Annotated in this window: 11 protein-coding genes; 8 read left to right on the top strand and 3 right to left on the bottom strand. The window is 71.1% G+C overall.

The annotated features are described in order from the left end of the window. Positions 1-44 precede the first annotated feature (44 nt). Positions 45-2327, bottom strand: coding sequence for a thiamine pyrophosphate-dependent enzyme (locus ACZ6S4_RS30580; protein WP_465478230.1), 2283 nt, complete (start codon positions 2325-2327; stop codon positions 45-47). Between the two features lie 140 nt (positions 2328-2467). Between ACZ6S4_RS30580 and ACZ6S4_RS30575 the strand changes: the two genes are divergently transcribed. From ACZ6S4_RS30575 to ACZ6S4_RS30550, 6 genes are all read left to right on the top strand, one after another. Continuing rightward, complete coding sequence (locus ACZ6S4_RS30575; protein ID WP_465478229.1) at positions 2468-2935, top strand: GbsR/MarR family transcriptional regulator; 468 nt, start codon at positions 2468-2470, stop codon at positions 2933-2935. Then, a complete protein-coding gene (locus ACZ6S4_RS30570) occupies positions 2928-3842 on the top strand; it encodes an ABC transporter ATP-binding protein (protein WP_465478228.1) in 915 nt (304 codons plus the stop codon). The genes ACZ6S4_RS30575 and ACZ6S4_RS30570 overlap by 8 nt, the downstream gene beginning before the upstream one ends. Then, a complete protein-coding gene (locus tag ACZ6S4_RS30565) occupies positions 3829-4626 on the top strand; it encodes an ABC transporter permease subunit (protein WP_465478227.1) in 798 nt (265 codons plus the stop codon). The genes ACZ6S4_RS30570 and ACZ6S4_RS30565 overlap by 14 nt, the downstream gene beginning before the upstream one ends. Positions 4627-4783: 157 nt before the next feature. Next, complete coding sequence (locus tag ACZ6S4_RS30560; RefSeq protein WP_360548456.1) at positions 4784-5188, top strand: YjbQ family protein; 405 nt, start codon at positions 4784-4786, stop codon at positions 5186-5188. A 148-nt stretch (positions 5189-5336) separates the two neighbouring features. After that, positions 5337-8075: a pyruvate dehydrogenase (acetyl-transferring), homodimeric type gene (gene aceE / locus ACZ6S4_RS30555; protein ID WP_465478226.1), complete on the top strand. Its 2739-nt coding sequence runs from the start codon at positions 5337-5339 to the stop codon at positions 8073-8075. A gap of 92 nt (positions 8076-8167) precedes the next feature. Beyond that, complete coding sequence (locus tag ACZ6S4_RS30550; RefSeq protein ID WP_465478225.1) at positions 8168-10288, top strand: methyl-accepting chemotaxis protein; 2121 nt, start codon at positions 8168-8170, stop codon at positions 10286-10288. Positions 10289-10301: 13 nt separating this feature from the next. On the opposite strand, the gene ACZ6S4_RS30545 is transcribed toward ACZ6S4_RS30550, so the two are convergent. Continuing rightward, positions 10302-10835: a dihydrofolate reductase family protein gene (locus ACZ6S4_RS30545; RefSeq protein WP_465478224.1), complete on the bottom strand. Its 534-nt coding sequence runs from the start codon at positions 10833-10835 to the stop codon at positions 10302-10304. Between the two features lie 90 nt (positions 10836-10925). Between ACZ6S4_RS30545 and ACZ6S4_RS30540 the strand changes: the two genes are divergently transcribed. Together ACZ6S4_RS30540 and ACZ6S4_RS30535 are read left to right on the top strand one after the other, a co-directional pair. Continuing rightward, the gene (locus ACZ6S4_RS30540) at positions 10926-11951 is read left to right on the top strand and encodes a winged helix DNA-binding domain-containing protein (RefSeq protein WP_465478223.1); all 1026 of its coding nucleotides are present in this window, start codon (positions 10926-10928) and stop codon (positions 11949-11951) included. 19 nt (positions 11952-11970) lie between these two features. Next, the gene (locus tag ACZ6S4_RS30535; RefSeq protein ID WP_465478222.1) at positions 11971-13224 is read left to right on the top strand and encodes an MFS transporter; all 1254 of its coding nucleotides are present in this window, start codon (positions 11971-11973) and stop codon (positions 13222-13224) included. Between the two features lie 25 nt (positions 13225-13249). Here ACZ6S4_RS30535 and ACZ6S4_RS30530 read toward each other — a convergent pair whose 3' ends face one another. After that, a complete protein-coding gene (locus ACZ6S4_RS30530) occupies positions 13250-14617 on the bottom strand; it encodes a glycosyl hydrolase family 18 protein (protein ID WP_465478221.1) in 1368 nt (455 codons plus the stop codon). Between the last annotated feature and the right edge of the window lie 19 nt (positions 14618-14636).

Below are 14636 nucleotides of genomic sequence, written 5' to 3'. Positions count from 1 at the left end.
AGTTGTGGCTCTGCGCGCAAGTGGCGCACCGAGTGTGTGGCAATTTACCGCGCCAGCAGCGCGTGGGCACCCTGTGTGATGGCATCTTCCCCGATCAGGACCTGTTGTGCTGCCGGACCCAGCGGAACGAACGAGTCCGCGGCGGCCACCCGGCGGGCCGCGCCGACGAATCCGCCGTCCACCAGAGCCGCCAGGATGCCCTCGCCGACGCCGCCCGAGCGTCGCGTCTCGTCCACGATCAGCACCCGCCCGGTCGCCGACGCCTCCCTGACCAGGTCGGCTGTGGGCAGCGGGGACAGCCAGCGCAGGTCGACCACCCGCGAGCCGTACCCCTGGGCGGCCAACCGGGCCGCCACCCGCAGCGACATCGGCAAGCCGTTGCCGAACGTCAGGATGGTCAGATTGTCGGCCGACCCGATCGGGTAGGTCCGGGCGCGCCCGATCGGCGTGTGTGCGTTCGCCCACTCCAGGGGCCCCGCGTACGGCGCCAGCCACTCGTTGTCGCCCGGTTCGTACAGGTCGCGGGTGTGATAGAGCGCGATCGGCTCCAGGTAGACGCAGACGCTGCCGTCGGCCGCCGCGGCGGCCAGGCAGGCCCGCAGCATCGGTGCGGCGTCCGCGGCCCGCGCCGGCACGGCCAGGACCAGCCCGGGTACGTCGCGCAGCACGGCCACCGAGTTGTCGTTGTGGAAGTGGCCCCCGAAGCTCTGCTGGTAGGCCAGGCCGGCGACCCGCACGACCATCGGGTTACGGAAGGCTCCCTTGGAGAAGAAGCCCATCGTGGCCGCCTCACCACGCAGCTGGTCCTCGGCGTTGTGCAGGTACGCCAGATACTGGATCTCCGGGATCGGCAGCATTCCGGCCAGCCCGGCGCCCAGTCCGAGGCCCAGGACGGATGTCTCGTCGAGCAGGGTGTCGAAGACCCGCTCGGCCCCGAACCGGTCCCGCAGGTTCTTCGTGACGCCGTACACGCCGCCCTTGACCGCCACGTCCTCGCCGAACAGGACCGCGCCCGGGGTGGCCAGCAGGGCGTCGGTGAGGGTGGCGTTGATGGTCTGCGCCAGAGTCAGCGGACCACCCTGCTCCGGCAGCTTGCCGCCGAAGGTCTGGGAGCGGGCGTGCGCGCCGGGGCCGCCCGCGCGGATGGCGGCGTCGGCGATCACCCGGGCCGTCCGCAGCGGGCGGCGCGGGGCCAGCGGGGCCATGACCTCGGCCGCACTGGTCAGCTTGGGCTCGTTGAGCACCTCCTCGGCGACCTTGCGGACCTGCCAGCCGACCTCGTCGTAGCGGGTCAGCAGCTCCTCGACGCCGAGGGTGCCGCTCTCCACGAGCAGCCGGGCGGTGCCCACCAGCGGGTCGCGTTCCAGGTCGCGGGTGATCTCCTCGGCCGAGCGGTACGCCACCTCGGCGTCGGCGCCGGCGTGACCCATGAGCCGGACCATGGTCAGGTGCAGCACGGCCGGGCGGCGCTGCTCGCGGACCCAGTCGGCGGCCGCACGGGCGGCGTCGTACGTGGCGGCCAGGTCGCAGCCGTCGGCGCTGAAGTAGCGGATGCCGGGGCGGCTGCGCAGCGTCTCGGCCGTCCAGCCGTCGGGCGACGGGACGCTGATGCCGTACCCGTTGTCCTCGCAGACCAGCAGCAGGGGCAACCGCTGCCCGGTGTGGTCGTACCAGCCGGCGGTGTTGAAGGCCGCGGTAGCGGTCGCGTGATTGACCGACGCGTCGCCGAAGGAGGCCACCGCGACGGCGTCCGCGGGCCAGGGCGTCTGCTTGCCGCGGGCGATGCCGAAGGCGAGACCGACGGCCCGCGGCAGGTGCGAGGCGATGGTCGAGGTGGTCGGGATGATCCGCAGGTCGGCGCGGCCGAAGACCTTGTGCCGGCCACCCGCGATGGGCTCGGTGGCCGCGGCCACCACTCCGCGCAGCACGTCGCGGGCCGCCTCGACCAGCGGGTCCTTGCGCGACTCGTCGTCGCTCTCGACGCCGGCCTGCAGCGCGCGTGCACAGTAGAACCCGCCGGACCGGTAGTGCAGCAGCGCCGGGTCGTCCACCCGCAGGGCGGCCGCCACCGCCGCGTTTCCCTCGTGGCCGGACGAGCCGATCGTGTAGAAGCCCTCGTTGAAGCTGCGCAGCCAGCGCGCGGCCAGGTCGAGGTGGCGGCTGGTGAGCTGGGCGTCGAAGAGCTCTCTGGCCCGGGCCCCGGTGAGGGCCGAGCCGTCGCGGACCGGTTCGTCGGGTGCCGGCCGCCGGCCGCTCGGCTGCAGGGCCGAGACGGCGTCACGGAAGCGCTCGTCGAGGTTCTGCGGGGTGGTCACGCGACCCAGCATTGCCGACCATGGCCACAGCCGCCACCGCCCGTGAGTGCCGTCGGACACTCCGTCGGAAAGTTTGCTTGTCATCGATGGTGCGAGAGGTCTAACGTCGAAGTTCAGAACATACTGAACCTTCTAGAACCTGAGGGAGCACGATGGATCTCAGCGCCCAGCGGCGGTATGCCGAGGAAGCCGGCGTCGTGCTGGCCGGGATGGGCATGCCGCAGGCGTACGGGAAGCTGCTGGGCTGGCTGCTGATCTGCACCCCGGCCGCGCAGAGCGGCGCCGAGCTCGTCGCCGCCCTCGGGCTCTCCAAGGGCTCGGTCAGCGCCGGCCTGCGCACGCTGGAGGCCGGCGGGCTGGTGCGGCGGGTGGCCATGCCCGGGCGCCGCGGCTCCTTCTACGAGATGACCCCGGACGCGATCATGCGCGCCGCGGGCTCGGAGAAGTTCACCTACTTCCGCCAGCTGATGGACCGCGGCCTCGAAGTCGTCGGCGGCGAGGACGCCCCCGGCGCCGAACGGTTGCGCACGAACCGGGATTTCTACGCCTACCTCGAGGTCGAGGTGCCCAAGCTCATCGACCGCTTCAAGACCGAACAGAGAGGACGGAGTGATGGCTGACCTGGCCATCTCCACCCAGGACCTGGTCAAGACCTACGGCCGCGGCACGCGCGGCCTGGCGGGACTCGACCTCGAGGTCAAGACCAATGAGGTGTACGGCTACCTGGGCCCCAACGGCGCCGGCAAGTCGACCACCATCCGCATCCTGCTGGACCTGATCCGCCCCACCAGCGGCACCGTCCGCGTACTGGGCCTGGACCCGCGCGCCGACGGGGTGGCGCTGCGCCGGCGGATCGGCTATCTCGCCGGTGACTTCGTCGTCGACGGCCGGCAGACGTCGCGCCAGCTGCTCACGTACCTGGGGAATCTGCGCGGTGGCGTCCCGGCCGCGCGGATCGCCGAGCTCGCCGACCGCCTGGGCCTGGACCTGGATCGCCAGATCCGGGGTCTGTCCAAGGGCAACCGGCAGAAGGCCGGGGTCATCCAGGCCTTCATGCACTCCCCCGAGCTGCTGGTGCTCGACGAACCGACCAGCGGGCTGGACCCGTTCCTGCAGCAGGAGTTCGTGCGGCTGGTCCAGGAGGCGCGGCGCGAGGGCGCGACGGTCTTCATGTCGTCGCACGTGATGAGCGAGGTGCAGCACACCGCCGACCGGGTCGGCATCATCCGCGACGGCCGGCTGGCCGCCGTCGAGAGTGTCGAGTCGCTGCGCGCGCACGCCCTGCGCAGCGTGACGCTGACCTTCGACGGTGCCTTCGACGCCGCCGACTTCGCGCGGGTGCCCGGCTTCACCGAGCTGACCGTGGCGGGCCCGACCCTGCGCGGGCGGCTCGCCGGGCACACGGACGAGCTGGTCAAGGCCGCGTCGCGATACACGGTGCGGGACCTGCTGTGCGAGGAGCCGGACCTCGAGGAGATCTTCTTCCACTACTACGCGCGGCCGGAGGCCGACCATGTTCCTGCGTGATGTCTATCCGAAGGCCCTCTGGGACGCCCGGCGATCGCTGCCCGGGTGGACAGCGGCGATCGCGGCGGTCGCCCTGATGTACGCGGCGTTCTGGCCGACCGTGAACTCGCCGCAGATGCACGACGCGCTCGCGGCGTACCCGGACGACGTGCTGGCCGCCTTCAACTCGGGCGACCTGGGCACCGCGCAGGGTTACCTGGGCGGCGCGGTCTACGGGCTGCTGGTGCCGCTGCTGGTGGCGGTCTTCATGATCGCCGCCGGGGCCCGCGCGGTCGCCGGTGACGAAGAGGCCGGGACCCTCGACCTGGTGCTGGCGCATCCGGTGAGCCGGCGCGCGCTGGCCCTGCAGCGGCTCGGCGCGGCGCTGACCGGCATGGCGGTGGTCGCGGTGGTCCTGTTCGCCCTGCTGGTGGCCCTGCGGGGCCCGTTCGAGCTGGAGACGGTCGCGGTCGGTGGCTTCCTGGCGATGAACGTTCAGCTGGCGCTCTTCGGCGCGATGTTCGGCACGCTGGCCTTCGCGGTCGGGGCGGCGACCGGCAGCAAGAGCCTGGCGCTGGGCGTGAGCGCGGGCGTGGCGGTGCTGGCGTACCTGGCCAACAGCGTCTTCCCGCAGGTCGCCGCCCTGGAGTGGACCCGGAACATCTCGCCGTTCCACTGGTATCTGGGCGGCGAGCCGCTGACCAACGGGGTGCAGTGGGGTGGCGCGACGGCGCTGGCGGGCACGGCGGTCGTCCTGGCCGCGGTGGGCGTCTTCCGCTTCGGCCGCCGGGACATCGGTGGGTGACCGTACGCCGAACGGCTGCGCGGGCCGGCGGACAGGTGCTCAGCTGGGGACATGGCGATGCTGGGCCGGCTCGCGCAGTGCGGGTTCTGGTTTGTGATCGTGAGTGTCTGCTTCCTCGTGCTCGACCTCTATACGTAGCGTGGCAGACTTCCCGGTCATGGACACCACGGTGATCACCGTCCGGACCGGGGACCGGCCGGTCGTCCGGGACATCACGGGCGAGGCCGAGCAGTTCGTCAGCGGCCGCGGCGACGGGCTGCTGCACGTGTTCGTGCCGCACGCCACCGCCGGGGTGGCGATCATCGAGACCGGGGCGGGCTCCGACGAGGACCTGCTCACCGCCATCGACGAGCTGCTGCCGGCCGAGGACAAGTGGCGGCACCGGCACGGCTCGCGCGGGCACGGCCGCGATCACGTCCTGCCCGCCTGGATCCCCCCGTACGCGTCCCTGCCGGTCATCGGCGGGCGCATCCAGCTCGGCACCTGGCAGTCCATCTGCCTGGTCGACCCGAACGGCGACAATCCGTCGCGCCAGGTGAGGTTCAGCTTTCTCGCAGGTTGATTTCAAGTTACTGCTCAGTACGTGTGTCGAGCGTCGCGTACCCGGACGGTAGGCGTGACGACAGACACCGACAGGGGGCAGGATGGAACCATTCCCGTGCGGTTCACACAATGAGTCGCACGGTCCGACACCGACAAGAGGAATGCCTGTGGCCACGGAACGCAAGCGCCCGGTGATCAGCGACGGCCTGCCGAGCCAGCTTCCGGACGTCGACCCCGAGGAAACCAGCGAGTGGGTCGAATCGCTCGACGGAGTCATCGACGAAGGTGGCGCCAAGCGCGCCCGCTACGTGATGTTGCGCCTGCTGGAACGGGCCCGGGAACGACAGGTCGGTGTCCCGCCGCTGACGTCGACGGACTACATCAACACGATCTCGCCCGAGCAGGAGCCCTGGTTCCCCGGTGACGAGTTCGTCGAGCGCCGGATCCGGGCCTACATCCGCTGGAACGCCGCGATGCTGGTGCACCGCGCGCAGCGGCCGGAGATCGGCGTCGGCGGGCACATCTCGACGTACGCCTCCAGCGCCAGCCTCTACGAGGTCGGCATGAACCACTTCTTCCGCGGCAAGGACCACCCCGGCGGCGGCGACCACATCTTCTTCCAAGGGCACGCCTCACCTGGCATGTACGCCCGCGCGTACCTGGAGGGCAGGCTCAGCGAGAACGACCTGGACGGCTTCCGCCAGGAGCTTTCGCACCCGGGCGGCGGCCTGCCGTCGTACCCGCACCCCCGGCTGATGAACAACTTCTGGGAGTTCCCGACGGTCAGCATGGGCCTCGGCCCGCTGAACGCGATCTACCAGGCCCGCTACAACCGCTACCTGCACAACCGCGGCATCAAGGACACCAGCGACCAGCACGTCTGGGCGTTCCTCGGCGACGGCGAGATGGACGAGGTCGAGTCGCTCGGCGCGATCGGCCTGGCCGCCCGCGAGGAGCTCGACAACCTCACCTTCGTCATCAACTGCAACCTGCAGCGCCTCGACGGCCCGGTACGCGGCAACGGCAAGATCATCCAGGAGCTGGAGTCGTTCTTCCGGGGCGCCGGCTGGAACGTCATCAAGGTCGTCTGGGGCCGCGAGTGGGACCCGCTGCTCGCCGCGGACAGCGACGGCGCGCTGGTCAACCTGATGAACGTCACCCCCGACGGCGACTACCAGACCTACAAGGGTGAGTCCGGCCAGTACGTCCGGGAGAACTTCTTCGGCCGTGACCCGCGCGCCCGCAAGCTCGTCGAGGGCATGACCGACGACCAGATCTGGAACCTCAAGCGCGGCGGCCACGACTACAAGAAGCTGTACGCGGCCTACAAGGCGGCCACCGAGCACACCGGCCAGCCGACCGTGATCCTGGCCAAGACCGTCAAGGGCTGGACGCTGGGCTCGCACTTCGAGGCCCGCAACGCCACGCACCAGATGAAGAAGCTGACCCTGGACGACCTCAAGCAGTTCCGGGACCGGCTCTACCTCGACATCCCGGACAAGCAGCTGGAGGACAACCCGTACCTCCCGCCGTACTACCACCCGGGTGAGAAGTCCGACGAGCTGCAGTACATGCTCGAGCGCCGCAAGGAGCTGGGCGGTTTCGTGCCGACCCGGCGCACCAGGCACAAGTCGCTGGCGATCCCGGAGTCGAAGACCTTCGGTGACGTCAAGCGCGGCTCGGGCAAGCAGAAGGTCGCCACCACGATGGCCTTCGTCCGGCTGCTCAAGGACCTGATGCGCGACAAGGAGTTCGGGGCCCGCTGGGTGCCGATCATCCCGGACGAGGCGCGCACGTTCGGCATGGACTCGCTCTTCCCGACCAAGAAGATCTACTCGCCGCACGGCCAGACCTACACGTCGGTCGACCGGGAGCTCTTCCTGTCGTACAAGGAGTCGACGAGCGGGCAGATCCTGCACGAGGGCATCAACGAGGCCGGTTCGACCGCCAGCTTCATCGCGGCCGGCACCTCGTACGCCACCCACGACGAGCCGATGATCCCGCTGTACATCTTCTACTCGATGTTCGGCTTCCAGCGCACCGCCGACGAGCTGTGGGCGGCGGCGGACCAGATGACCCGCGGCTTCCTGCTGGGCGCGACCGCCGGGCGGACCACGCTCAACGGTGAGGGCCTGCAGCACGAGGACGGGCACTCGCTGCTGATCGCGGCGACGAACCCGGCCGTGGTGGCGTACGACCCGGCGTTCGCGTTCGAGATCGCGCACATCGTCGAGAACGGCCTGCACCGGATGTACGGCGAGCACCAGGAGAACGTCTTCTACTACCTGACCATCTACAACGAGCCGATCCTGCAGCCGGTGGAGCCGGACGGGGTCGACGTCGAGGGTCTGCTCAAGGGCATCTACCGCTATGCGGCGGCACCCGAGACCACCGGCCCGAAGGCACAGATCCTGGCCTCCGGCATGGGGATGCAGTGGGCGCTCAAGGCTCAGAAGCTGCTCGCCCAGGACTGGGGTGTGGGCGCGGACGTGTGGTCGGTGACGTCGTGGACGGAGCTGCGCCGCGACGCCGTCGAGACCGAGGAGCACAACCTGCTCAACCCCGGTGACGCGCCGCGCAAGCCGTACATCCGGACCAAGCTGGAGGGCACCGAGGGCCCGGCCATCGCGGTCAGCGACTGGATGCGCGCCGTGCCCGACCTGATCAGCCGCTGGATCCCGAACGACTACACGTCGCTGGGCACCGACGGCTTCGGGATGAGCGACACCCGGCACGCCCTGCGCCGCCACTTCCACGTGGACGCGGAGTCGGTCGCGGTGGCCACGCTGCGCCAGCTCGCGCTCAGCGGCAAGGTGCCGGCGCACGTGCCGGCCGAGGCCGCCAAGAAGTACGCGATCGACGACGTCTCGGCCGCCCCGGTGGGCGAGACCGGCGGCGACAGCTAGGCGATCGGACGACGAGAAAGGGAGCCCCGCGGGGCTCCCTTTTTCTGCGCCAAGATCCTCAGTTGGGTCCGGATCTCGCCGAAAAGCCGGACATGGGGTTCCAGATCAGCCACAAACTGCTCGCGCTCGGTCTGGGAGGAGTGGTCAGCACCGCGGCCGTCCTCGTGGGCGTCGGTGCCTGGCAGAGCGACGCGTTCGCCGACAAGACCGGCGCGGCGGTCGCCACGCTCAACGCCGAGGACCTGGACCAGACCACCGCGAACGTGACCCGGCTGGTCGGTTCGGTCGGCGACGAGGTGCAGGGCGGGGTGGACAGCGACATGCAGGCCGCCAACGCACTGCTCAAGCAGCGGGGCGGTCTGCGCCTGGACGGGGACACCACGACCTGGACCGCCACCAACCAGCTGTCGCAGGCCAAGCAGTCGGTGCGGCTGCCGCGGGCGACGGTCGGCGGCCAGTGGCTCGGTCAGAACACCGACGTCAAGAAGACGACGCCGTTCGTCGACGACGTGCAGTCGCTGCTGGGCGGCACGGTCACGGTCTTCCAGCGGATGAACGACGCCGGCGACCTGCTGCGGGTGGCGACCAACGTCCGGGCGAAGACCGGCAACCGGGCCATCGGCACCTTCATCCCCGCGGTGACGGCGGAGGGGACCCCGAACGCCGTGGCCGCCGCGATCAAGGCCGGCAAGCCGTACCGGGGCGTGGCCCAGGTGGTCGACACCTGGTACATCTCCGCGTACGACCCGGTCAAGGACGCGTCGGGCAAGGTGATCGGCGCGCTCTACGTCGGCGTGCAGCAGGCGGCCGCTCTGCAGAACCTCACCGACGCGATCGCGGCCACCTCGGTCCGCGAGAACGGCTGGGTCACCGTCTACAGCACGGCGAAGGCCGACACCGGGCGGGTCATCGCCTCCAGTCTCGACGGGGCGGTCGGGCGGACCGACCTGGACGCCACCGACGCCGCCGGCACCGAGTACGTCAAGGAGATCGTCGCGCAGGCACCGCAGCTCGAGGGCGGAGCCACCTGGCGCAAGACGTACCGGCTACCGGGTTCCGCGGGCGCGGGTGCGGGTCCCACGACCACGACGGTCGCCTACTACGCGCCGTACTCGTGGGCGATCGCCGTCGGTGGCTATGACGACGACGCCTCCGGCGCGGTGGACGCGGTCCGCGACGGGCGCCGGGCCATGCTGACCGCGTTCGGAATCGCCGCCCTGCTGCTGGCCCTGGCCGGCGGCCTCTTCGCCGCCTGGCAGGCGCGCCGCATCTCCAGCCGGCTCGGCGGCCTGACCGCCGCCCTGGCCCGGCTGGCCCAGCGGGACCTGACCGTCTCCGTGCCGCCCAGCGCCCAGGACGAGATCGGCCGGGCCGGCACGGCCCTGAACACCGCCGTCGCCGAGCTGCGCGAGGTGATGGTCGAGGTCACCACCGCCTCGGACGGCGTCTCCCGGTCCGCCGGGCAGGTCGCCGCCACCGGCAGCGAGCTGACCACCTCCGCCGAGGACGCGTCCGGCCAGGCCGGCGCGGCCAGCGTGGCCGCCGAGGGCATCAGCCACGTCGTGCAGACGGTCGCGGCCGGCGCGGAGGAGATGGGCGCCTCGATCGGCGAGATCTCCAGCAACGCCCAGGACGCGGCGCGGGCGGGCCGCGACGGTGTCGGGCTGACCGAGACGGCCAGCGGCGTGATCGACGAGCTGCGGGTCTCCACCACCAAGATCGCCGACGTGGTCCGGCTGATCGCCAGCATCGCCGAGCAGACCAACCTGCTCGCGCTGAACGCCACCATCGAGGCGGCCCGGGCCGGCGACCTCGGCAAGGGCTTCGCGGTGGTGGCCGGCGAGGTCAAGGAGCTGGCCCAGGAGACGGCCCGGGCGACCGACGACGTGACGGCCCGGGTCGCCGCGATCGAGGGGGACACCGCCCGCGCGGTCGAGGCGATCAACGCCATCACCGCCACCATCGCCCAGGTCAACGACTACCAGACGGCGATCGCCGCGGCGGTGGAGGAGCAGGCCGCGACGACCGCGGAGATGGCCCGCAACATCAGCGAGGTGGCCACCGGCAGCCAGGACATCGCGGTGGGCATCACCGCCGTCAGCGGCGCGGTGGACAGCACCCGGTCAGCGGTGGCGGTGTCCCACCAGGCGGCCGACGAGTTGAACGCGACCGCCCGGCGGCTGACCGGACTGGTGGGACGGTTCACCGTCTGAGCGCGGGCAGCTGTCAGGCCGGCAGGTAGGTGAGCACCTCGACGCCGGTCGTGGTGGTGAACGTGCTGTTCAGCTTCAGCGCGACCTTGGTGCCCTCGTCCCACAGCTTGCGGCCCTCGCCGACCACCACCGGGTAGACCATGATCCGGTACTCGTCGATGAGGTTGTGCCGGGTCAGCAGGTTCACCAGCGAGGCGCTGCCGTTGATCAGCAGCGAACCGGGGTCGGTCTTGAGCTTGGTCACCGCTTCGACCACGTCGCCCTGGAGGAACTGCGCGTTCCACTCCGGCTCGGTGAGCGTGGTGGTGGCGACGTATTTGGGCATACCGTTCATCTTCTTGCCGAAGTCGCCGGTCGCTTCCTCCATCTGCGGCCAGGCGGCCTTGAAACCCTCGTACGTCCGCCGTCCCAGCAGCAGCGCGTCGGCCTCCATGAGGTTGCTGTTCTGCCAGCTGCCGAGCTCGTCGTTGAAGTACGGCCCGCTCCAGGCCGGCTCCTCGAAGACGCCGTCCAGGGTCACGTACTCCACCGCGATGATCTTTCCCATGCCTACCGGCCTCCGTGTTGTGGCGATCGAACAGCTGAGCCTGCCTCAGCCGGTCTCGCCGCGCTACCTCGACATGCGACGCTGCAGCGCATGAAGCTCGACGAGATCCTGCGGCGCCGGATCGACCGGCACCACCTCGGCACCACCAAGGCCGGCGACGTGGTCGCGGCAGCCCGGCGGGTCGGCGGCCTGCACGCCCAGGTCGCCTCCTCGGCGCTCGCCTCGGCGACCCTGCGGCTGGGCACCGAGCCGGATCTGGAAGCCGCGCTGTACCGGCAGAAGTCGCTGGTCCGGACCTGGGCCGCGCGGGGCACACTGCACCTGCTGCCCGCGGCCGATCTGCCGCTGTGGGTCGCCGCGATGAGCACCCGGACCCGCGAGACCACCGGCTCGTGGCTCAAGTTCCACGGCGTGACGGCCGAGCAGATGCGCGACATCATCGCTGCGCTGCCCGACCTGCTCGGGGCCACGCCGCTGACCCGCGAAGAACTGACGGGCGCGATCATCGAGGCCACCGGGCACGAGGACCTGCGCGGGCCGCTGATCCAGGGGTTCGGGGCGATCCTCAAGCCGCTGGCGTTCCGCGGACTGCTCTGCTCGGGTCCGCCCCGGGGCCGGCACGTGACGTTCGTGGCGCCGCGGGCCTGGCTGGGCGACTGGGAGCCGATGCCCGCCGAGGACGCGATCGACCAGCTGGTGCTCCATCACCTGGACGCGTACGGGCCGGCCGACGCCGCCGAGTTCGCCCGCTGGTTCGACCTCAAGCCACCGCTGGCCAAGAAGTCCTTCGCCCGGCTGGCCGACCGCCTGCGGCCCGTCGGGGACGAGGGGTTCCTGCCGGCCGACGCGCCGGACGCCGGTGGTGAGGACACGGTGCTGCTGCTGCCGGCCTTCGACCCGTACGTGGTGGGCAGCCTGCGGCGGCTCGAAACGGTGAGCAGCGGGCCGAAGTCGGCGGTTTCCCGGCCACAGGGCTGGATCTCCCCCACGCTGGTGGTGAACGGCCGCATCGAGGGGGTGTGGGAGCTCGCCGACGGCCACCCGGTCGTCACGCCGTTCGCCCCGCTGTCCGCCGCGACCCGGCGGGCCCTGCCCGAGGGGTCCGTCATCCGCTGAAGCCCGCTCCGGGGGTCCGATGAGCGTCACGCAGGACGCGCCCGCCGCGCTGGCCGAGCCCGTACGGCCGGTCCACCGCTCCTGGGTCGCCCTGCTGTCCGCCGCGAACCTGGGTCTGTGGATGGCCTTCTTCACGCCGGTGCAGGTGCTGCTCCCGGCACAGATCAGCGAGCTGGGCATCGAGGGCAAGGAAGCCGCGCTGGGCTGGGTCACCGCCCTCGGCGCGCTGGTCGCGATCGTCGTCAACCCGCTGGCCGGCCTGTACTCCGACCGGACCCGGCTGCGCCTCGGCGGCCGGTCGTACGGCCGCCGGCACGTCTGGACGCTGGCCGGTGCCCTGATCGCCGCCCTGTCGCTGCTGGCCCTGGCCGGTCAGCGGCACCTCGCGGGTGTCGCGCTGGGCTGGGCCGGTACCCAGCTCGGGCTCAACATCATGCTGGCCACGCTGACCGCGGCGGTCCCCGACCGGGTCCCGGTGCAGCAGCGGGGCATGGTCTCCGGCTGGATCGGTATGCCGCAGGCGCTCGGCCTGGTGCTCGGCGCGGTACTGGTGACCGCGGTGGTCACCGGCGTCGCCACGGGTTACCTGGTGATGGCCCTGGTACTGCTGCTGCTCGCCGTACCGTTCGTGCTGCTCACCCCGGACGATCCGCTGCCCGCCGGGCCGGCCCGGCCGCGGTCGCGGACCGGGCTGTGGCGGGTCCTGCGGGAGCATCCCGACTTCGGCTGGGCCTGGGGCACCCGGTTCCTGGTCCAGCTGGGCAACGCCCTGGGCACGCTCTACCTGCTGTATTTCCTCACCGACCGGCTCCGGCTGGCCGACCCGGACACCGGGCTGCTGATCATGATCCTGCTCTACACGGCGGGCATGCTCGCGACGGCGGTGCTCGGCGGCCGGCTCTCCGACCGGTCCGGGCGCCGCAAGATCTTCGTGGTGTGGTCCGGTGTGGTCATCGCGGTCGCCGCCCTGCTGCTGGCGATCTGGCCGACCTGGCCGGTGGCCCTGGTCGCCTCGGTGCTGCTGGGCGCCGGCTACGGCGTCTATCTGGCGGTCGACACCGCGCTGATCACCCAGGTGCTGCCGGCCGCGGTGGACCGGGCCAAGGACCTCGGAGTGATCAACATCGCGACGGCCGCGCCGCAGGTGCTCGGGCCGGCCATCGCGGCGCCGCTGGTCACCCACCTGGGCGGCTATTCCACGCTGTACGCGCTGACCGCGGTGGTCACCCTGCTCGGCGCGGTCCTCGTGGTACGGATCCGCGCGGTCCCCTGAGTCAGCGGACCGCGCGGATCAGCTGTCACGCGGGCAGGGTCCAGCGCTGGTTCGTACCGGCGAAGCACTCCCAGATCTGCAGCCGGGTGCCGTTGGCCGAGCTGTTGTTCGACGCGTCCAGGCACTTGTTGCTGACCGGGTTCCGCAGCGTGCCGTTGCTCTGCGCCTGCCACTGCTGGGCGCCGGTGCCGTTGCAGTCGTAGATCTGCACCAGCGAGCCGTTGGCGGTGCCGGCCGCCGCCACGTCCAGGCACTTGCCCAGCCCGCGCAGCGTGCCGTCGGTCGCGACGGTCCAGCTCTGCGCGGCGCTGCCGTTGCAGTCGTAGAGCTGCACGGCGGTGCCGTTGGCCGACGACGCCGCGGCGATGTCGACGCATTTGCCGCCGATGCCGGTGATCCGGCCGGTACGCCCCGAGGGCGGCGGGGTGGTCGGCGTACCACCGCCGGTCGCCGTTGCGTAGATGGCGCTGACCAGCGAGTTGGCGCCGGTCGCGTCCTGGGAGAGCTCCCAGTTCATGATGCCGCCGGCGTTGGCCATGGCCCACTGGGTCTTGCGGCGGATCGTCGGCAGGCCGTTGTAGCACTCCTGCACGCCCGCGATCGTGGCGCAGTCCTGGTTGGCGAAGGCCGGGTTGGTCGCGACGATCTGCGCGTACGTCTTGTAGCCGGGACGGCTGTAGAACGGAACGCCGAGGACCGCTTTGCCGGCCGGTAGGCCGCGGTTCTTCCAGAAGTTGACGCTGGCGATCGACCAGTCGTAGTTGGCGTGCGGGCTGCCGCCGTCGTACGCCATGATGTTGAGCCAGTCGACCATGCCGAAGACCGCCGGCTGCACGCCGTTGGCCGTGCCGCCCTCGGAGACGACCGCCGCGGTGAGCAGCTTGCCCTGGCCGTGCAGGGCGGTGCTGAGCTGCTGCATCAGGGCCGTGTAGTTGTTGCCCGAGGTGCCCGGGTCGGGGTATTCCCAGTCGATGTCGATGCCGTCCAGGTTGTACTGGCCGACCAGGCCCATGACGGCGTTGACGAACGTGGTGCGGGCGCCGGAGTTGCCGGCGAGCGCCTCGAAGGCCGAGTCGTTGCCGTCGTTCCAGCCGCCGAGGGCGAGCCCGACCTTCACGTTGTTCTGGTGTCCGAGCGAGACCAGCGACTGCAGCTTGGCCGGGTCCGGGACGGCCTGCAGGGTGCCGTTGGCGTTCGGCAGCACGAAGGCGTAGTTGATGTGGGTGAGCTTGCTGTACTGGATGCTGGTGACGCTGCCGGCCCAGGACGGCATGTAGCCGACGCTCTTGAAGTTGTTGGGCAGCACGGCGGCCTCGGACGTGCCTTGCATGGCGATCGCGCTGGCGGCCACCACGGCGACCGCGGCGGCTGCGGCAGCCAGTCTTCTCTTCATCAGGGACCTCTCTGTCCGG

The sequence above is a fragment of the Actinoplanes sp. NPDC051405 genome, assembly GCF_055586185.1.
Note: the sequence above shows the minus strand (reverse complement) of the source record. Positions and strands in the feature narration are given on the sequence as shown.